At 70.6% G+C, this 17384-nt stretch carries 21 protein-coding genes; 10 read left to right on the forward strand and 11 right to left on the reverse strand.

Annotated elements, in window-relative coordinates; genetic code table 11:
* Window positions 1-117: 117 nt before the first annotated feature.
* Entirely contained in the window at window positions 118-1350 is a 1233-nt protein-coding gene (locus ASG17_RS13820; RefSeq protein ID WP_056104951.1) for a phage major capsid protein, read from the reverse strand.
* 44 nt (window positions 1351-1394) lie between these two features.
* Here ASG17_RS13820 and ASG17_RS13825 point away from each other — a divergent pair, with 44 nt between their 5' ends.
* Complete coding sequence (locus ASG17_RS13825; RefSeq protein WP_056104954.1) at window positions 1395-1982, forward strand: hypothetical protein; 588 nt, start codon at window positions 1395-1397, stop codon at window positions 1980-1982.
* Window positions 1983-2753, forward strand: coding sequence for a hypothetical protein (locus ASG17_RS13830; RefSeq protein ID WP_056104956.1), 771 nt, complete (start codon window positions 1983-1985; stop codon window positions 2751-2753).
* Window positions 2754-2766: 13 nt separating this feature from the next.
* On the opposite strand, the gene ASG17_RS13835 is transcribed toward ASG17_RS13830, so the two are convergent.
* The 9 genes from ASG17_RS13835 to ASG17_RS13875 all read right to left on the reverse strand — a co-directional run bounded on the left by ASG17_RS13835 (window position 2767) and on the right by ASG17_RS13875 (window position 8498).
* A complete protein-coding gene (locus ASG17_RS13835; protein WP_056105086.1) occupies window positions 2767-3168 on the reverse strand; it encodes an HK97 family phage prohead protease in 402 nt (133 codons plus the stop codon).
* Between the two features lie 167 nt (window positions 3169-3335).
* Window positions 3336-3560, reverse strand: coding sequence for a hypothetical protein (locus ASG17_RS13840; RefSeq protein WP_235560465.1), 225 nt, complete (start codon window positions 3558-3560; stop codon window positions 3336-3338).
* On the reverse strand, window positions 3557-4690 hold the full coding sequence (locus ASG17_RS13845; protein WP_056104959.1) for a phage portal protein: 1134 nt from the start codon (window positions 4688-4690) through the stop codon (window positions 3557-3559). Before ASG17_RS13845 ends, ASG17_RS13840 begins: the two co-directional genes overlap by 4 nt.
* Window positions 4690-4968, reverse strand: coding sequence for a hypothetical protein (locus ASG17_RS13850; protein WP_156367880.1), 279 nt, complete (start codon window positions 4966-4968; stop codon window positions 4690-4692). Before ASG17_RS13850 ends, ASG17_RS13845 begins: the two co-directional genes overlap by 1 nt.
* Complete coding sequence (locus ASG17_RS13855; RefSeq protein ID WP_056104963.1) at window positions 4944-5933, reverse strand: hypothetical protein; 990 nt, start codon at window positions 5931-5933, stop codon at window positions 4944-4946. Before ASG17_RS13855 ends, ASG17_RS13850 begins: the two co-directional genes overlap by 25 nt.
* Complete coding sequence (locus ASG17_RS13860; protein ID WP_082496295.1) at window positions 5933-6202, reverse strand: hypothetical protein; 270 nt, start codon at window positions 6200-6202, stop codon at window positions 5933-5935. The genes ASG17_RS13855 and ASG17_RS13860 overlap by 1 nt, the downstream gene beginning before the upstream one ends.
* A 16-nt stretch (window positions 6203-6218) precedes the next feature.
* Entirely contained in the window at window positions 6219-7385 is a 1167-nt protein-coding gene (locus tag ASG17_RS13865) for a terminase large subunit domain-containing protein (protein WP_235560466.1), read from the reverse strand.
* A 7-nt stretch (window positions 7386-7392) separates the two neighbouring features.
* Entirely contained in the window at window positions 7393-7881 is a 489-nt protein-coding gene (locus ASG17_RS13870) for a hypothetical protein (protein ID WP_156367881.1), read from the reverse strand.
* A gap of 77 nt (window positions 7882-7958) precedes the next feature.
* A complete protein-coding gene (locus ASG17_RS13875; RefSeq protein ID WP_056104968.1) occupies window positions 7959-8498 on the reverse strand; it encodes a YcgN family cysteine cluster protein in 540 nt (179 codons plus the stop codon).
* 122 nt (window positions 8499-8620) lie between these two features.
* Here ASG17_RS13875 and ASG17_RS13880 point away from each other — a divergent pair, with 122 nt between their 5' ends.
* The 8 genes from ASG17_RS13880 to ASG17_RS13915 all read left to right on the forward strand — a co-directional run bounded on the left by ASG17_RS13880 (window position 8621) and on the right by ASG17_RS13915 (window position 16633).
* Window positions 8621-10465, forward strand: coding sequence for an ABC-F family ATP-binding cassette domain-containing protein (locus ASG17_RS13880; protein ID WP_056105092.1), 1845 nt, complete (start codon window positions 8621-8623; stop codon window positions 10463-10465).
* A gap of 43 nt (window positions 10466-10508) precedes the next feature.
* Window positions 10509-10910, forward strand: a complete 402-nt coding sequence (locus ASG17_RS13885; RefSeq protein ID WP_082496297.1) for a type II toxin-antitoxin system PemK/MazF family toxin — start codon at window positions 10509-10511, stop codon at window positions 10908-10910.
* Between the two features lie 839 nt (window positions 10911-11749).
* Window positions 11750-11932: a hypothetical protein gene (locus tag ASG17_RS13890; RefSeq protein ID WP_056104972.1), complete on the forward strand. Its 183-nt coding sequence runs from the start codon at window positions 11750-11752 to the stop codon at window positions 11930-11932.
* Between the two features lie 53 nt (window positions 11933-11985).
* Entirely contained in the window at window positions 11986-13044 is a 1059-nt protein-coding gene (locus ASG17_RS13895) for an ABC transporter substrate-binding protein (RefSeq protein WP_056104974.1), read from the forward strand.
* On the forward strand, window positions 13037-13780 hold the full coding sequence (locus ASG17_RS13900) for an ABC transporter ATP-binding protein (protein ID WP_082496298.1): 744 nt from the start codon (window positions 13037-13039) through the stop codon (window positions 13778-13780). Before ASG17_RS13895 ends, ASG17_RS13900 begins: the two co-directional genes overlap by 8 nt.
* Window positions 13777-14535, forward strand: coding sequence for an ABC transporter permease (locus tag ASG17_RS13905; RefSeq protein ID WP_056104975.1), 759 nt, complete (start codon window positions 13777-13779; stop codon window positions 14533-14535). Before ASG17_RS13900 ends, ASG17_RS13905 begins: the two co-directional genes overlap by 4 nt.
* Window positions 14536-14594: 59 nt before the next feature.
* Complete coding sequence (locus ASG17_RS13910) at window positions 14595-15521, forward strand: hypothetical protein (protein ID WP_056104977.1); 927 nt, start codon at window positions 14595-14597, stop codon at window positions 15519-15521.
* A complete protein-coding gene (locus ASG17_RS13915; RefSeq protein ID WP_056104979.1) occupies window positions 15518-16633 on the forward strand; it encodes a DUF2336 domain-containing protein in 1116 nt (371 codons plus the stop codon). Before ASG17_RS13910 ends, ASG17_RS13915 begins: the two co-directional genes overlap by 4 nt.
* A gap of 234 nt (window positions 16634-16867) precedes the next feature.
* Here the strand turns inward: ASG17_RS13915 and ASG17_RS13920 are convergent, their stop codons facing one another.
* Window positions 16868-17296 (reverse strand): MucR family transcriptional regulator, encoded by a 429-nt coding sequence (locus ASG17_RS13920; RefSeq protein WP_056104981.1) that lies wholly within the window; start codon window positions 17294-17296, stop codon window positions 16868-16870.
* Window positions 17297-17384: the final 88 nt, after the last annotated feature.

Below are 17384 nucleotides of genomic sequence, written 5' to 3' on the forward strand. Positions count from 1 at the left end.
CGCGTCGGGTCGGGAGGTCCCGAAGGGCCGACGACCGCGGCCCACCGGAATTCCCGCGGCCCCACTAGCCCGGGCCGCGTCGGGTCGAGAAGGCGGAGCCTTCTGACCGCGGCCCCACTACGATGCCGCGAACTTCATCACCTTGATGGCGTCGAAGTTCTGCACACCGCCGCCCACCCGCTTGGTGGTGTAGAACAGCACATAGGGCTTGGCCGAATACGGATCCCTCAGCACCCGCACGCCCGCGCGATCCACGATCAGATACCCCCGCTGGAAGTCGCCGAACGCGATCGACAGGCTGTTGGCCGCCACGTCCGGCATGGTCTCGATCTCGGTCACCGGATAGCCCAGCAGCGACGCCGTCTCGCCCGCCCGCGCCGGCGGCGACCAGATGTAATTGCCGTCCGCATCCTTGAACTTGCGGATGGTGGACACCGTCTTGCGGTTCATCACGAACCGGCCGTTCGGCCGATACTGGGCCTTGGGCGCATAGATCAGGTCCAGCAGTTTGTCGGCCGGATTGGTCGAGGCGAACGCCCCCGCCGCGCCCGACGCGACATAGCCGATCTGACCCCACGTCGCGCCCGCATCCGCCACGGTCGTATAGGCCAGAAAGCCCTTGGGCTTGTTCACCCCGTCGCCGGTCACGAAGGCCGTGGTCTCCTGGGCGGCGAAGGCGTCCTCGACCTCGGCGGCCAGCCATTCGTCCAGATCCAGCATGGCGTCGTCCAGCAGGCTCTGCGTCGCCGCAGGCGAGGCGTAAAGATCCGCCGCCGGAAACTCGATCAGGCTCAGCGTCGCCGGATCCGTCTCTGGCCGCGCCGCCGTCTCGGCCACCCAGCCGGCGACCACGCCCGCCGTCGACACCGGCTTCTTGTAGACGCCGGCCGCCGTCGTCCGCACGGCCGAGATCTCGCGCATCGGCGACACCGCCATCAGGCGCCGCTCGATGGCCCGCTCGGTCTCGTACGGCACGACATAGCCGCCCGAGCTGGAGCCGGTGTTCAGCCCCGCCTTGGTCTCCAGACCCAGGCCGGCGCGCAGATAACCGTCAAACGCGGCCTTTTCCTCCCGATGAAATGGGGAGGGGGACCGCGAAGCGGTGGAGGGGCCCTCCACAGTCGGCCGACGCCCCTCGCTGATCACCCGATCCAGCCGCGCCTGGGCGCCGGCCACCGCCTGGTCGATCCGCGCCACCTTGGCCTCCAGCAGCGTATCAGCCGCCGCCTTCTTCTCGATCTCGCCCAGCCGCGCGTCATTGGCGCCTTTGAACGCCTCGAACGCCGTCATCATCTCGCGCACGGCCGCGCGCGCCTCGGCCGAAGCCGACGCCTGTTGCATCTCGCTCATTGTATCTCCGGTTGAAGAACCGCCGTTCGCGGTTAGGTTGGGGCGTGTCCAGGACAGCCCGAAACATCGTGGAGGCGATCCAGCATTCGCTGCTGGGGCCATTGCTGGTCGCCCCGTTGGGCTTGATCCTGTTGTTCTCCAGCGCTCTCGCGAGCGAGCCTTTCGGCAAGGACTGGGTCACACCAGCTACCGTGGGCGTCATCGCCGCTATCGTCGTCGTCACCACCTTCACAGGGTGGCTGCTCGGCGCCGTGGCGCGACCGGCTTACGGCGAGCGAACACTGCCAGACGGGGAACGACGCCCCCTGACCAATGGCTTCGACGTCTGGGAGCTGGTTCCAGAGGGCGGCTTACGGCCGCCTCGCTTCCTGCGCGTGCTGGTTACAGCCATCGGCGGTGCCCCTTCCGGTCGGCCGCCGTGGGCCGCCGGCGCCTTCGTCCTGCTCATCGGCCTGTCATCGACGACGCTGCTGTATGGTTCCGCCGGCCTTATGGCCGGCCTTCATCCCTGGCTCAGCCCCGTCGAGCATCGGCGCCTGCTTTTCCTCGTCCTGGTCGCTTTGTACTTCCTGATCGCGATCCGCCAATGGGCCACCGCCCAGCGCACTCGCCTGGCGCCTCGCGAAGACTGAATGTCCCACCTGACCCGTCTCGAATCCGCCGTCCTCGACGCCCTCGCCTGGGAGCTGGAGGACGTCGCCCCCGACCTTGCCGGTCAGGTAGAGGAAAGCCTGCCCGGCCTGCGTCGCAACACCGGCCAGGGCCTCTATACCGAGCTGATCGTCGCGCGCGGTCGGCCCCTGCCTGGCGGCGTCACCGGCCGCTTCGGCACGACCCACGCCATGGTCGGCGACCTGCCCGATCCGATCGGTTTCCAGATCGAACTGCGCGAGGGCCGCCTCTTGGCCCTGCATGGCCAGAGCTACGGCCAGGACACCCACACCCTCAACTTCGCCACCGTCCCCTTCGAGGATGTCTTCACGGTCGATGACAAGGGCGAGTCCATCCTGTTCGATCCCGTCGCCCGCATGCCCGAGAGCCCGCTGCGCGACCTTCAGCGCACCGATGAACCGCCGCCCCCTGCCTACCAGCCGCCGCCGCCCGCCCCACCCGCCGACCGCTGGGAACGCCTGCAACAGGGCGTGTTCGGCAATCCGCTCGGCGTCCAGCGCGACCCCTTGCCCGGCAAGGAGCCCCTGCTCCTCCCCGGCACGGAAATCCCGCCCATCTATCTGTTCGCCGGCGTGGGTGTCGTCGTCGTGGCCGCCTTCGCCCTGATGCTGGCACGGGTGTCGTTCTTCTTCCCGCTCGCTATCCTTATTTTGGCCGTCCGCCTCGCCGGCGCCAACGGGGGCAAGCCGCTCCGCCTGCTGCTGCGCGCTATCACCCGGCCAACCGCCTAGGCGGGCCTGACCCTCACGGGCCCACCCTGAACCGCGCCGCCGGCAGCATGGGGAAGGTCACCAGCGACACCTCCCACAGCTCCACCGCGCTCAGCACCCGCAGCCGCCCGTCGCGCCGCGCCTTCGCCGTCCGAAACCCGATCGACAGCCCGTCCAGGGCGCCCGCCCGCGCCAGCGACTGGGCATAGCCTGCCTCGGCCGACCAGTCCTCGATCCGTCCCCGGACGAACAGCCCGCGCTCGTCCTCGGCCAGCGTCTGCCAGACGCCCACCACCACCCGCGCCTCATGCCCGTGCAGCATCCGCACGCCTTCGGGACCGGTGCGCTGCAAGCTGGCCCTGAAGGCGCCCGGCGACACGACATCGCCGTTCAGGTCCGCCTGGCCCCAGAGCGAGGCGTAGCCGGAGACGAGGATGGCGCCGCCATTCTCCCTCCCCGTCCCGGGGAGGGCAGACGCCGCAGGCGTCGGGTGGGGGCGACCCCGCAACTCAGGCGCACGATCTCCCTGCCGCCCCCACCCCGACTCCGCTTCGCTCCGCCATCCCTCCCCGGGACGGGGAAGGAGAAAGGTCGCACCGACCCTCATTCCCCCATCCTCCGCTCGATCCGATCCACCGCCGCCCGCGTCGCCGTGCTCTGCTCCTCCAGCCGCGCCAGCCGTTCCGCCACCAGCCGTTGCTCACCCACCCGATCCTCCAGCGTTGCGATCCGCGCCGCCGCCCCACCGGCCCACATCAGGCCGGCCAGCGTCTGCACCATGATCGCCGCCAGGACAGCCGGCGGCACGCGCTTGAATTCGTCCATCATGCGTCCACTCCCGCCATCCGCCGCCGCTCCTCGTCATTCAGGAAGGTCGCCGCCCCCAGCCGCGCCCACAGCGCATCGCGCTCGCCCGACAGGGCCGGCACGCCGTCAAGGTCCGGCTCGATCGACACGCCCGGGAACGGCTGACCCAGCCACACCGTCAGCGACGCCGCCGCCTTGCGGACCAGAGGGACCACCGTCTGGCGCCAGAAGGCCGCATTGGCTTCGCGATAATTGGCGTAGGTCGCGTCGCCGGGGATCCCCAGCAGCTGCGGCGGAACGCCGAACGACAGGGCGATTTCCCGCGCCGCGGCGTGCTTGCCGGCGATGAAGTCCATGTCGGCGGGGCTCAGGCTCATCGGCTTCCAGTCCAGCCCGCCTTCCAGAAGCATGGGCCGCCCGGCGTTGCTCGACCCCTGGTGCATGTCGAACAGCTCCGCCTTCAGCGCCTCGAACTGGTCGGCCGTCAGCCGCTCGCCGTCCCGCGCCCCGTAAACCAGCGCCCCGCTGGGCCGCGCCGCATTGTCCAGCAGCGCCTTGTTCCAGGCCCCCGCCGCATTGTGCGCATCGATAGACGCCGCCGCCGCCTCCAGCGGTGAAAACCCGTAGTGGTCGTCCAGCGGATGAAACAGCTTCAGCTGCATCACCGGCATCCAGCCGTCCGTCCGCCGCGCGATCGTCGTTGATCGTCCGCCCACGGTATAGTCATAGGCCAGCGGCCATCCCTTGGGTCCCGGCGTCACCCGCACCCGGTCGGGCCGCAGGCTCCACAGCTCTTCAGGGGCGCCCTCGCCCGCCGCCTCCAGATAGGCGTTGCCCGCCGTCTGGAGATGCCCGAACAGCGCCTCCATCAGCTCCGGCCCCGATTGCTCCGGGTTGGGCCGGTCCAGCAGCCGGCGCACCGGATGCTCGGGCGCGAACGCCCCGTCCTGCCGCACCTTCAGCGGCGTCGACGCCGCCGCCTCGGCGATCATCCGCACGCAGCGATAAGCCACGGCGTTTCGCGCGAACCCCGCGTCCGCCAGCGCCGCATAGTCGCGCGGCGTCCACCTGGGCCGCCCGCCCGAACTGATCGCGATCAGCGGCCCCGCGCGGCTGGCCTTGGCCTCCGGCGTCCATTTGAACCAGCCCATCACATCTCCTCTCCCGGCGCATAGGGCGCCAGCACGGCGTCGGCCGCCGCTGCAGTCTCGAACCACAGGGCGATGGTCTGGGTCGGCGCGTCGGGGTCGTCCCCGGCCCACACGCGCACCAGCCGGCCGGGTCGGACGACATAGGTCGCCAGCCCCGGCGCGATCGCTATCGTCTCCGGCGTTAAATTGACCCGCCAACCCGCGGCCAGGCCTTCGGCCGCGCCGTCCGACCAGCCGATCACATCGATGTCCTTCATCGCGTCCACGCCTCCAGCCATGCCCCATCCGCCGCCCCTGGCCGCATGATCAGCTGCCGCACCGTGTCGTTCAGCGGTGCGCCGCCCGTCACCGAGGCGCCGATGGCCAGCCCCGTCAGCACCGGCAGCACGCCCAGCGCCGCCGACCCCACGCTCACGCCGTCCAGCACCGACAACCAGCTCGTCCCGGTGCGCGCGACGGCGCCCTTCACGGTCCGGCTGGCTGTCCGCGTCGTGGCCGACAGGGTCGTCGTGACATTGGCCAGCGACACCACGTGCTGCAGCGCGCCCGACGACTGGATCACCGCCCGGACCTTGTTCGCCGCCGTCCCGTCCGTCAGGTCAAAGATCACCCGGCCGGCGCCGGCGTCCCGCTCCAGCGCGATCTCGTACAGGACCGCGAAATCCTGCCCGGCGGGCACGCTGACCGCCGCCGTCGCCAGGTCGACGCCGCGCGTCGCCGCCGCCGAGCCCGTGACGATCGGCCGGCTGGGGAACGTCCCCAGCTCCAGCTGCGCCCGCTCCGGCCCGCCCGCGACCGTCAGCACCACCGTCCCTGATGTGGTGATCGTCAGTGTTCGGACGCCGCCCGTCGGCGTGGCCGCTGCCGCGCCCCATCCAGACCCCACGGCCGTCCCCGCGGCCGCCGCGACCTGACCCGCCGCGCCCCAAGCGCTCAGCGCATAGGTCCCCGCCGCCAGCGTCACGGTCTGTCCGGCCGGCGCCGCGCTATTCAGAAGCAGATTGGTCCGCGCCTCTTCGACCAGCAGACCCCGGTCCGTGATCCGCGCCGCATCGGCCGCGAAGATCGCCAGCGTCCCGTCCGCCCGGAACGCCGTCCCGGCCCCGGCGCGCGAGACGCTGGCGCCCCGTGCATCGCCCGCCTTGCGCCCGGAGAACCACCGCCCGCGCTCGAACCCCAGCACCCAGCCGTCCGGCGCGGCCCTCAGCCCCGCCTCCGCCAGGCCTACCCCCAGCTCCAGCATCAGTCGCTCAGCGCCACGATGAACGTGGCCGTCGTCCCGGTCGCCAGCACCCGGCGCACCTGGATCGGCGCATAGCCCGGCGCATGGGCCTTCAGCGTCACCGCCGAACCGCCGCTGGCCGGGATGACGGTCAGATCACCGCCCGAGCCGAGGTACAGCGCCTTGGCGTAGGTCGTCAGATCGACCGTGTCGCTGGGCGTCACCGGCTCGGCTCGCCGCGCCGGCGCGCCCGCCGACGGGGCCTGGTTCACATAGGCGTCCGCGCTCATCCACATCTCCTCGTGTTCAGATCCATCGCAGCCGGGGCCCTTGCCGGCCCTCCAGCAGCAGTTCGGTCACGGCCCAGACCAGGGCGTCCGCGCGGTCCGGACTGCGCCGCCCGCCCCCGCGCTCGCCCGATCGGGCCTCACCCAGCGCCAGCATCTCTTCTTCCAGCAGGGCGAAATCGCCGCAGTGGGTGACCCGCCCCTGTTCGTACAGGGCGGCCACCGGCTGGGCCCGGGCCGTCTTGCTGTATCGGGCGTGCACGCGGTGAACCGGGACCGGACACTCGGCCTGGGCCAGCATCGCCCGCACCATTTCGCCGCCCTGGTTGCCCTCGGCCACGATCTGCTGGACGCCGTACGTCAGCGCCGTCTCCACCGCCCGCCGCGCCCAGGCCAGGGGCGACAGCCCCCGCGCCGAGGCATCGGCCAGCACATAGGCCCGCTCGTCCCGCCGCCCGACGACCACCAGGCCGCAGGCGTCGCCCGTCTCCGTGACCGGCGGATCGACCGCCAGCACGATGCGGTCCAGCACCGCCGGCCGGGGCCCGCGCGCCCGCTTCAGGTCCTCGGCCCGGAACAGGGCGCCGTCGGTCTCCACGACCTGCCCGACCAGCTCCTGCGCCGCCAGCCGCGTTCCGCCGTACAGCGTCTCCAGATGCTCCAGAAAGCCGGGCGACAGATGCTCGGCGTTGGCCGAACTGCCTGCCCGGTCCACCACCACGTCCCGCTCGGCCATCAACGATCGCAGCGCCTTGATCGGCCGGGGCGTCGTCGTCAGCACCAGCCGCGGCCAGTCGCCGCGCCGCAGCCCCATCCGCAGATTCCCCAGCACCACGTCCGGCGTCTTCCACGCGCAGAACTCGTCGCCCCACGCGGCGTGAAACTGCGGCCCGCGCAGACTGTCGGCGTCCTCGGCCGAAAAGGCGTAGGCCACGCTGCCGTTCTTCCACGCCAGCCGCCGCCGCGTGGCCTCCCAGCGCGGCGGCGTCGTGCCGCTCAGCGCCGCGATCCCGCTCGCCCCCTCGATCATCACCTCGCGCACGTCGTGCAGCGTGGGTCCGACCAGGGCCAGGGTGGCGCCGTCCATCGAGGCCATGCGGTTGATGAACCACGCCCCCGCCAGCGTCTTGCCAGCCCCGCACCCGCCGAGCAGCAGCCAGGTCCGCCAGTCGGCGCCCCCCGGCATCTGGTGGTCATGCGGCGCCGGCGTCCGCCTCGCCATGTTCAGCAGCCGCGCCCGGTGCGCGTGCGTCGTCTCGTTGCTTCGCCTCGCGCATTCGCTCGATGCGTTCCAGCCGGGATCGAAGCTCGGCTTCAAGCGCGGCGGTATCGAGATCGTCCCATTCGTCACGGCGATGATCGACCATCCTGTCCTCGTTTCCATGTCCGGCGGTCCGGGCCCCGGACGCCCGCTTGCACCGGCTTTCACGCAGCCGCTCCAGCAGGGTCGTCAGCGACAGCACATGCGCGACGTTGCGCGCGATGCCGGACCGGCACTGGGCGCGGCCCGTCTCGGACTTCACATCGCGCGGATCGTTCCGGGTCTTGACCAGCATCTCGACGCCCAGATCGACGTCGGCCTTCAGCGCCTCGATCGTGCGCTCGGCCCAGGCGTCGAGCGTGGCGTTCGTGGGGGCGTCGGCGCCTTCGCCTGTCGCCGCCAAGTCCTCTTTTCCGGCCATGGACGAACACTACAGGACCAGCGCACCTAGGCGCGCAGATCACATCGAGAATCGTCTAACACGCTGTAATCGCGCGTCTACTTGCGTCCAGCCTGCCTATCAGACCGGATCGGCCTGACACCCCGTTCGACCATGTACTCGGGCGCCTCGTAATCCAGCGCGTCCTCGGGCTCCCGCAGGGTCTCTTCGCTGATCGTCTGCCCCCGGACGGACACGCCGGCCCGGTGCACGCTCTCCGGATCGCCGCTGACCAGCGGGTGCCAGTCCGCCAGATCCCGCCCCTCGTGGATCCGCCGGTATCCGCACGACTTGGGCATCCACTCCAGCGCCTCGATGTTCCCGGGCGTCAGCTTGATGCAGTCGGGCACGTGGGCCTTGCGGTTCACATAGTCGGAGCAGGCGCAGGTCTGCGGGTCGAACAGCTTGCAGTGAACCCGCGTCGGGATCACCTCGCCCGAATCCTCGTCCTCGAACCGCACCAGGCAGCACAGACCGCACCCGTCACATAGGCTCTCCCACTCGGCCGCAGACATCTCGGCCAGGCGCGTGGTTCGCCAGAAGGGTTCCGCGGGCCGCTCGTCTACCAGCGGCGTGGAAAGGGGCAGGTCGTGCGGCATGAAAGCCCCTTACCCCGAGACGGCGCCCAAGTCGCGGCGCCGTGCGCGGCGACGCCCCCACGGCGACCATCGGCGACGAACGCCGTGGCGGTCGGTCCGGCGGCGCCCTATATCGCCGCCCCATGGCTGCCAAATCCTCAGCGAGGCCTCCCCTCGTCGCCCTCAAGGAAGTCCGTCTGCAAGACGGCCCCCGCCCCCTCTTCGACGGCGTCGACTTGGCCATCGAGCCGCGCTCGCGCGCCGCGCTGGTCGGCCGCAACGGCGCCGGCAAATCCACCCTGATGAAGGTCGTCCAAGGCCTGATCGAGCCGGATTCGGGCGACCGCTCGGTCCAGGCGGCGACCCGCTTCGCCTATGTCTCGCAGGAACCCCAGATCACCGGCGACACCCTGCTGGACTACGCGGCCTCCGGCGAAGCCGAGACCTGGACCGCCGAGGCCTGGCTGACCACCTTCGGCCTGGACCCGGCCAAATCCACGCAAGGCCTGTCGGGCGGCGAGACGCGCCGCGCGGCGCTGGCCAAGGCCTTCGCCGAGGAGCCCGACCTGCTCCTGCTGGACGAGCCGACCAACCACCTCGACATCCTGGCCATCGAACTGCTTGAGAGCGAGTTGCTTCAGGCCCGCTTCGCCCTGCTGGTCGTCAGCCACGACCGCGCCTTCCTGAACCGCGTCACCGATACGGTCCACTGGCTGGAAGGCCGCCGCGTCCGCACGCTGTCGAAAGGCTTCGTCGAGTTCGACGACTGGTCCGCCAAGGTCATGGAGGAGGAGGCCGAATCCCTGCGCCGCCTGACCAAGAAGATCGAGGCCGAGACCTACACCTTCTACCGCTCCATCACCGCCCAGCGCACCCGCAACGAAGGCCGCGCGCGCGCCCTCGACGCCATGCGCGCCGACCGCGCCGAACGGGTCAAGGACCTGCCCAAGGACCTCAACCTCGGCGTCGATTCCGGCAGCCTTTCCGGCAAGCTGGTGTCCGAGATCAAGGGGGTGACCAAGGGCTTCGGCGACCGCATCCTGTTCAAGGGCCTCACCACTCGCATCATGCGCGGCGACCGCCTCGGCATCGTCGGCCCCAACGGCGCGGGCAAGACCACCCTGGTCAAGGTGCTGCTGGGCCAGCTGGCGCCCGACGAGGGCACGGTGCGCATGGGCGCCAACCTTGAGCCCGTCTACCTCGACCAGTCCCGCGAGGGCCTGCGCTCCGACATGACCCTGTGGGACGCCCTCACCCCCGGCGGCGGCGACAGCATTCTGGTGCGCGGCCGCTCCATGCACGTGGCCGCCTACGCCAAGGACTTCCTGTTTTCGGAGGCCCAGCTGCGCCAGCCGATCTCGACCCTGTCGGGCGGCGAGCGCAATCGCCTGCTGCTGGCCCGCGCCCTGGCCATCCCGGCCAACCTGCTGATCCTCGACGAGCCGACCAACGACCTGGACATGGACACGCTCGACAAGCTGGAGGAGCTGCTGGAGGGCTACGACGGCACCCTGATCCTGGTCTCCCACGACCGCGATTTCATCGACCGCCTGGCCACGTCGACCCTGGCCCTGAACGGCCGCGGCGACATCGTCGAAACCCCCGGCGGCTGGACCGACTTCATCCGCCAGAACCCCGGCTTCCTGAAGCCCGGCGCCAACCCCCGCCCCCAGGACAAACAGGCCGCCCAAGACGCCGTCGTCGAGGCGCGTCGGGTCGAGAAGGCGCAGCCTTCTGACCGCGCCTCAAAGCAAAAGCTTTCCTTCAAGGACACCCACCGCCTCAAGGAGCTGGAAGGCCTGCTCCAGACCCTTCCCGCCGACATCGCCCGCCACGACGCGACCATGGCCGATCCCGGCCTCTACACCCGCGACCCCAGGGCCTTCGACCGCGCCATGACCAACGCCGCCCGCGCCCGCACCCTGCTGGAAGCCGCCGAGCTTGAATGGCTGGAGCTGGAGGAGAAGAAGGCGGCTCTGGCGGGCTGACCGACCTCTTGCATCGAAACAGCGCGCTCGTCACGGTTGTGGGATGTCGAACGGCGCTCCACTAAAGATCAAGGCGGCCCCAAAAATCCGTCAGATGTACTGGTGCGACTTTCGAGGCGATCACCTGCTTCCCGAGATGGGCAAGAAGCGGCCTGTAATGATTGTATCCTACCGCAACACGCTGCACGGCATCGCGCTGGTGATACCCACATCCACCGATCCGCAAGAAGGACAGAGCACGGCCTGGGCTCATAAGTTGTCCTTCAAGCCTGATGGCAAAAGCGAGTCCTGGCTGGTCTGCAATCACCTCTACACCGTCTCGACACGTCGGCTTGAACCTCTTCATGGCAAGACGATTCCGCGAATGGGCGAGGCCGAGTTCGAGCGCGTGATGGAGCGTCTGGGTCAGTGGCTGCCGGCCCTTCCTCCCGTCCCGACTGCTTGACAAGACATCAACCCCTACCGATATAGAAGTCACTCGCGGCTCCGAAAGGATGTCCGTTTCCCGCAAGGGAGTGACTGGCGAAGGGCGTTCCTAACGGGACGCCCTTTCGTTTTGCGGCTCGGTCGTCCTCACCGTTTCTGTGGACAGCGTCAAGCTGTGGATGAGGCGATGGATTTTTCCGCCCACCCACAGTTCGTCAGCTGCTTATGCACCGCCCGCCGAGCAGTTCCGCACAGCCCTCATCAGACAGCCGCTTGTCGGATCGCCGCTTTGGGCGGACCTTCCAGGTGCCGAGGGACACGGCGGCGCGGAAATCCAGCGAGAGCGGGGTTTCAAGCGGGTCGGTCCGGCTCTCTGAACGGCGGGTTTCGTGCAGTCTTCGGACCGGACGCAACCAGCCGGCAGGGCCCAGGCTCCCGAACGAATGGCTTCGGCCGATGCGTTCACGGAGAACCAGGCCGGGATCCAAGGACGGCGTCGGGGCGACCCGACGGAACGCCGAAGGCCAGGGGCCGCCAGGTACAGCCGACCGCCCACGGGGTTCGCCCCGCCGGCGCCCAGGCCAGGGCCGAACCCTCAAGGCCAGGTCCAACCCGGACTTGAAGGGCCTGAGCATTCTCGCAAGGCGACGGCTTCGGCCAGACCCTCGAGAGGCTCAGGCCCTTTTCACGTCTGCGCGCTCCGCTCTGCAGGGCGAGTGTACGGTAGCCGCCCTATCTCTACCCGCGCGCAGGGGTTATACAGGCTGCATCGCGACTGACGGCCCTTTGGCGTTCGCGACTGAGAGAGATCGGTATCGCACGCCGCACACTTTCGCCGTTTCCCGCGAAAGATCGGACATGCAGCAGTACCAGATCCAGCTGGAGCGCCCCACGGGAGCGCTCGACCTCGAGCCCATCGATCCCACCGACGCCCGAACGGCCTATGACCACTGCGTCGAGCGCCTCGAGAAGGATCCTGAGGTGACCGCCATCCACCTGCACCTGGGCCAGACGCGCATCCATACGATCCGCCGCCGCTGATCGGGCGGCGCGCGCCTTCCTTTCAGTCCTCCGCCCCTCTAACGTCCGCACCCATGTCCTGGGACGCGACTCGCCGCCTTCTGACCGACCGCCGCGCCCTGCTGGGCGGGGCCGCCGCACTGGGCGTGGGCGGCGTGCTGGCCGCCCTGTCGTCGTGCGGCCGCACCGAGGCGCCGGTGGACGAACAGGGCCGCGTGCGCCTGCGCTTCGCCACCGACTGGCGCGCCCAGGCCGAGCACGGCGGCTTCTACATGGCCCTGGCCACCGGGGCCTATGAGAAGCGCGGCCTGAACGTCCAGATCATCCAGGGCGGGCCGGGCGTGAACGTGCCCCAGCTGCTGGCCTCCAGCGCGGTCGAGCTGGGCATGGGCTCCAACAGCTTCATCCCCCTGAACCTGGCCGCCGAGGGCGCGCCGGTGAAGGCCGTCGCCGCCTTCTTCCAGAAGGACCCCCAGGTCCTGATCGCTCACCCCGACCCCAAGCTTCAGACCATCGCGGACCTGAAGGGTCGGCCGATCCTGCTGGCCGACGCCTCGGTCAACGCCTTCTGGGTCTGGCTGAAGGCCAAGTACGGCTTCACCGACGACCAGGTCCGCAAATACACCTTCAACCTGGCGCCCTTCCTGGCCGACGAGCGGGCGGTCCAGCAGGGCTACCTGACCTCCGAGCCCTATACGATCCGCAAGGAGGCGGGCTTCGAGCCCAAGGTCTTCCTGCTGGCCGACGAAGGCTACCCGTCCTACGCCACCATGGTCCTGGCCCCCAACGCCTTCGCCCGCGACAACGCGGAGGCCCTGCGCGGCTTCATCGCCGCGTCGGCCGAGGGCTGGCGCGACTACATCCGGGGCGAAAAGGCGGCGGTCGCGGCGGCCGACGCCCTGATCCGCAAGGACAACCCGGAGATGACCCAGGACGTCCTGGACCAGGCCCGCGCCGCCCTGCGCGACAACGGCGTGGTCGATGGCGGCGATGCGGCCCTCTATGGCCTGGGCGCCATGACGCCGGACCGCTGGCAGGCCTTCTTCGACGTCACCTCCCAGGCCGGCGTCTATCCCCCCAACCTGAACTGGCGCGACGCCTTCACCGACAGCTACCTGCCGGGCCGTGGCTGAGATCGGCGCCGCCGCGCTTCACGGCGTGGTCGTGCGCTACGCCGGCGCAGCCATCGGGCCGCTCGACCTGACGGTCGCACCCGGCGAGATTGTCGCCCTGGTCGGCGCCTCGGGGGCGGGCAAGTCGACCGCGCTGCGCCTGATCGCGGGGCTCGAGGCGCCCACCGAAGGCACGGTGCATCGCGCCCCCGGCGGCATCGGCTTCGTCTTCCAGAGCCCGACCCTGATGCCCTGGGCCGACATTCAGACCAACGTCGCCCTGCCGCTGGAGTTGAAGGGTCGGCCCGACGCTCGGACCCGCGCGGCCGAGGCCCTGACCGCCGTGGGCCTCGGCGACCGCCTCGGCGCCTATCCGGCCCAGCTGTCCGGCGGCATGGCCATGCGCGCGTCCCTGGCCCGCGCCCTGGTCGCCCAGCCGTCCCTGCTGCTGCTGGACGAACCCTTCGCGGCCCTGGACAGCGTCACCCGTCGCAGCCTGATCGAGGACCTGCACGCCCTGTGGGCCGCATCCCCCGTCCGCCCCGCCATCGTCTTCGTCACCCATGACGTGGACGAGGCGGTCTATCTGGCCCAGCGCGTCGTGGTGCTGGACGCCCGCACGGGCCGCGTCGTCCAGGCGCGCCCCACGCCCGGCGCCCTGCCCCGCCCCGACCGCTGGCGCGCCGACCCCGCCTACCGGGAGGCCGTCGAGGCCGTGACCCAGGCCCTGGCCGCCGCCATGGAGCCGGCGGCATGAGCCGCCTCCTGCCGCCCCTGCTGTTGATGGCCGCCTTGCTGCTGGCTTGGGAGATCGCCTGCCGCGCCCTGGCCGTGCCCAGCTATATCCTGCCCCCGCCGTCGGCTGTGGTTCAGGCCCTGCTCCAGTCTGCCCCCGTGCTGCTGGCCTCGGCCGCGCGCACCTTCTGGATGGCGCTTCAGGCCCTGATCGCCGCCGGCGTCGTGGGCGGCGGCCTGGCCCTGCTGGTCTCTCTCAGCCCGGCCGCCGAGCCCGCCGTCCGCCCCTTGGCGGTCATCGTCCAGGTCACGCCCGTCGTGGCCATCGCGCCGCTGGTGGTGATCTGGGCCGGGCTGGACCACGCCGACCGCGCCGTCATCGCCTTGGCCGCGGCCGTCGCCGTCTATCCGCTGTTCTCGGGCGTGCTGGCGGGGCTGAAGTCCGCTGACCCGGACCTGGAGCGCCTGTTCGACCTGTACGGGGCCGGCCGCCTCCAGCGTCTGGCCCGCCTGCGCCTGCCCGCCGCCGCCCCCTTCGCGCTGGAGGGCCTGCGCGTCGCCGTGGGCCTCAGCCTGATCGGCGCCGTGGTGGCCGAGTTCGTGGCCGGCTCAGGGACCACCCAGGGGTTGGCGTGGCGCCTGCTGGAGGCCGGCAATCGCCTTCGCACCGCCGAGATGCTGGCCGCCGTCGTCTGCCTGGCCGTTCTGGGCCTTCTGCTGAACGCGGCCGCCGGCGCGCTGGAGCGATCCGTGATGCGGCGACGCCTCGGCCGTTAGCGCGGGGTTAAGCGGTCAAGCCTTACCTTCAGGCCCTGTCTGTCGGCGAAGGCTACCCCATGCGCGCCCTGCTCCTCAGTACCGCGCTGATCCTCGCGGCGATCCCGGCCGCCCCGGTCCTGGCCCAGCAGGCCCCGGCCGGCGCCGCGTCCGGCCTGCGCTACCTCTCCTGGCCCGGCAAGCCCGCCGTCACGACCGCCGGTCCGGCCCAGGTCCCCTCTCAGGCCGCCGCCGGACTGCGGCCCGCCCTGCCGACGCAGGACCAACCCGCCGCTGCGCCGACGCCGTCCTACAGCTACACGCCGGCGCCGCCCCGCATGGCCTCGACCGGCCTGACCCCGGCCAGCAACTGGCTCAGCCCGCCGCCGGCCGCCGCCGCGTCGTCCCAGCCTTACGCCTATGCGCCGCCGCCTCCGGCCTACGTCCCGCCCGCTCCGCAGCCGAGCCCGCAGCCCAACCCCATCCTGAACCCGGCCTCCGCCCCCCCGGCGGCCACGCCGACCGCCCGTCTGGTCCAGCCCGCGCCGGTCGCCGCCCAGCCCACCGCGCGCCTCGTCGAGCCCGCCCCCGTCCTCCAGCAACAGGCGACCCAGCAGCCGGTCGAACCGCAACAGGCGGCCGACCCGATGGCCCCGCGCCGCGACGCCCCGATCTTCCGCATGGGCGCCCAAAGCCAACCCCAGCCGCAGCCGCAAGCGCCGATCGACGGCGCCCAGACCTACCAGACGGCCCAGATCGCTCCAGCCGGTCAGGTTGCCCCCGCCGCCGGCTCGGCGCGCTATTACTCGGTCCACCGGCCGCTGGGCCGCACCCCCGATCCGGCGCCCCAGCCCCAGCCGGTCTACTTGGACGCGCTGCCGATCGAGCTGATCTCGCCGCCCCAGTCGGCCGACCTGGCCGAGCCTCAGGCGGGACCGGCCCTGATCCGCAACCAGAACGGCTCCGTGCGCGCCGCCGTGGCCCAAAGCGAGGGCGACCACCAGTGAGCGGGACCATCCCTTCGACTGGAGCGGCCGCCGTCCCCGGCTCGCGCCTGCACGAACTGGTCGACCTGGCCCGCGAACCGTCCAGCGAGCGTCGCCGCGTCCTGCTGCGCGAGCTGACCGACCACTTCTTCGGCTCGACGCCCGAGGCTGCGACCCGCGACCTGTATGGCGATGTCCTCGGCGACCTGGCGCGCGACATGGAGACCGCCGTCCGGGCCGAGATCGCCGCCCGGTTCGCCGACAGCCCCACCGCCCCGCACAACCTGATCCGCCAGCTGGCCCATGACGAGGCTGCGGTCGCCGGGCCCGTCCTGGCCGCATCGCCCGTCCTCACTGACGCCGATCTGATCGGCGTCGCCAACGCCAAGGGCCAGGAGCATCTGGCCGCCATGTCGGGCCGCACCTCCGTCTCCGAGGCGCTGGCCGACGCCATCATCGCGCGCGCCGACGACCAGACCTTGGGCACGCTTCTGGCCAACGACGGGGCCCGGCTGTCACGCGGCGCCAGCGAGACCGTCGTCCGGCGCGCCCAGGCCAACCCCGCCCTTCATCAGCCGACCGTGGCCCGCAAGGCCATGCCCGCCGATCTGCTGAATGAGATGTATTTCGTCGTCGAGGCGCGGCTGCGGCAGCAGATCCTCGAACAGAACGCCAGCATGGACCCGGCCCTGGTCGAAAGCGCCCTGGCGGCGGGCCGGGACAAGGTCGCGCTGGAGGACGGCGCCCTGCCCTCCGACTATTCCGAAAGCCTGGCCTATGTGCAGGAGCTGCGCGCCGCCGGTCAGCTGACGCCCCAGATGCTGGCGCGGATGCTGCGTTCGAACGGCCGCACCGCCTTCGTCATCGCCCTCGGCCAGCTGGCCGACGTCGACTTCCACATCGCTCATCAGGTCATCGAGCGGCGCGAGATCGACGCCCTGGCCGTCATCTGCAAGGCGGCCGATCTGGATCGCGCCCTGTTCCTGACCTACGCTGTGGTGCTGCTGGGCTCCGGCCAGGACGCCATGACCCACGCCCACGGCTACGCCAGTCTCTACCAGTCCCTGACCAGGGACGCCGCCGGCCGCACCGTCCGGTTCTGGCGCATGCGGCGAACGGCGGCGGCGGCTTAATACCAAAGATCCTCCACCGCTCTTGGGCGGGGGAGGGGGACCACGAAGTGGTGGAGGGGGCGAGGACGTCCTCGCCTTTTGCTGCCTACGCAGTACCCAGCTTCCGCCCCCTCCACCACGCTTCACGCGGTCCCCCTCCCCCGTTCCGCTGCGCTTCACGGTGGAGGATCTCACAAAGCAAAACGCCCGCCCCGGTTCCCCGAGGCGGGCGTCTGTATTCGCGTCTGCCGAAGACTAGCGCTTGGCGCGCGTGACCTTGGCGGGCTTGCGGCCGCCCTGGCCCAGGCCCATCGACTTGGCCAGGTCCGAACGGGCCTTGGCGTAGTTCGGGGCGACCATCGGATAGTCTTTGGCCAGGCCCCACTTGGACCGGTATTCCTCGGGGCTCATGTCGTACTTGGTGCGCAGGTGGCGCTTCAGCGACTTGAACTTGCGGCCGTCCTCCAGGCAGATCAGGAAGTCGGGCGTGATCGACTTGCGAACCGACACGGCCGGTTCCTTGACTTCAGGTTCCGGCTCCGGCGCACCGCCCGACACTTGCGACAGGGCGGCGTGGATGTTGGCGATCAGGCCCGGCAAAGCGTCGGCCGTGACCGTATTGTTGCCGACGTAGGCCGAAACGATATCGGCGGTCATCTCAAGCAGTTCGGGCTTATCTTCCATAGCGGATCCGCAACCTTAGATTTTCTGTTGTGCGATCTTCATCGCGTGCGCCGCCGATTAGAGACGTTCGTCCGACAAAGCAACCGAT

It is taken from the genome of Brevundimonas sp. Leaf363, from assembly GCF_001424025.1.
Lineage (GTDB): Bacteria > Pseudomonadota > Alphaproteobacteria > Caulobacterales > Caulobacteraceae > Brevundimonas.

What these genes read in the sequence shown, in the direction of transcription:
- ASG17_RS13845 (WP_056104959.1), bottom strand. Translation starts at nt 4,690, where the DNA reads ATGGGCTGGTTCAAATGGACGCCGGAGGCCAAGGCCAGCCGCGCGGGG.
- ASG17_RS13860 (WP_082496295.1), bottom strand. Translation starts at nt 6,202, where the DNA reads ATGAGCGCGGACGCCTATGTGAACCAGGCCCCGTCGGCGGGCGCGCCG.
- ASG17_RS13895 (WP_056104974.1), top strand. Translation starts at nt 11,986, where the DNA reads ATGTCCTGGGACGCGACTCGCCGCCTTCTGACCGACCGCCGCGCCCTG.
- ASG17_RS13855 (WP_056104963.1), bottom strand. Translation starts at nt 5,933, where the DNA reads ATGCTGGAGCTGGGGGTAGGCCTGGCGGAGGCGGGGCTGAGGGCCGCG.
- ASG17_RS13920 (WP_056104981.1), bottom strand. Translation starts at nt 17,296, where the DNA reads ATGGAAGATAAGCCCGAACTGCTTGAGATGACCGCCGATATCGTTTCG.
- ASG17_RS13850 (WP_156367880.1), bottom strand. Translation starts at nt 4,968, where the DNA reads ATGGCTGGAGGCGTGGACGCGATGAAGGACATCGATGTGATCGGCTGG.
- ASG17_RS13820 (WP_056104951.1), bottom strand. Translation starts at nt 1,350, where the DNA reads ATGAGCGAGATGCAACAGGCGTCGGCTTCGGCCGAGGCGCGCGCGGCC.
- ASG17_RS13885 (WP_082496297.1), top strand. Translation starts at nt 10,509, where the DNA reads ATGTCGAACGGCGCTCCACTAAAGATCAAGGCGGCCCCAAAAATCCGT.
- ASG17_RS13830 (WP_056104956.1), top strand. Translation starts at nt 1,983, where the DNA reads ATGTCCCACCTGACCCGTCTCGAATCCGCCGTCCTCGACGCCCTCGCC.
- ASG17_RS13890 (WP_056104972.1), top strand. Translation starts at nt 11,750, where the DNA reads ATGCAGCAGTACCAGATCCAGCTGGAGCGCCCCACGGGAGCGCTCGAC.
- ASG17_RS13910 (WP_056104977.1), top strand. Translation starts at nt 14,595, where the DNA reads ATGCGCGCCCTGCTCCTCAGTACCGCGCTGATCCTCGCGGCGATCCCG.
- ASG17_RS13870 (WP_156367881.1), bottom strand. Translation starts at nt 7,881, where the DNA reads ATGGCCGGAAAAGAGGACTTGGCGGCGACAGGCGAAGGCGCCGACGCC.
- ASG17_RS13905 (WP_056104975.1), top strand. Translation starts at nt 13,777, where the DNA reads ATGAGCCGCCTCCTGCCGCCCCTGCTGTTGATGGCCGCCTTGCTGCTG.
- ASG17_RS13840 (WP_235560465.1), bottom strand. Translation starts at nt 3,560, where the DNA reads ATGATGGACGAATTCAAGCGCGTGCCGCCGGCTGTCCTGGCGGCGATC.
- ASG17_RS13875 (WP_056104968.1), bottom strand. Translation starts at nt 8,498, where the DNA reads ATGCCGCACGACCTGCCCCTTTCCACGCCGCTGGTAGACGAGCGGCCC.
- ASG17_RS13865 (WP_235560466.1), bottom strand. Translation starts at nt 7,385, where the DNA reads ATGCCGGGGGGCGCCGACTGGCGGACCTGGCTGCTGCTCGGCGGGTGC.
- ASG17_RS13880 (WP_056105092.1), top strand. Translation starts at nt 8,621, where the DNA reads ATGGCTGCCAAATCCTCAGCGAGGCCTCCCCTCGTCGCCCTCAAGGAA.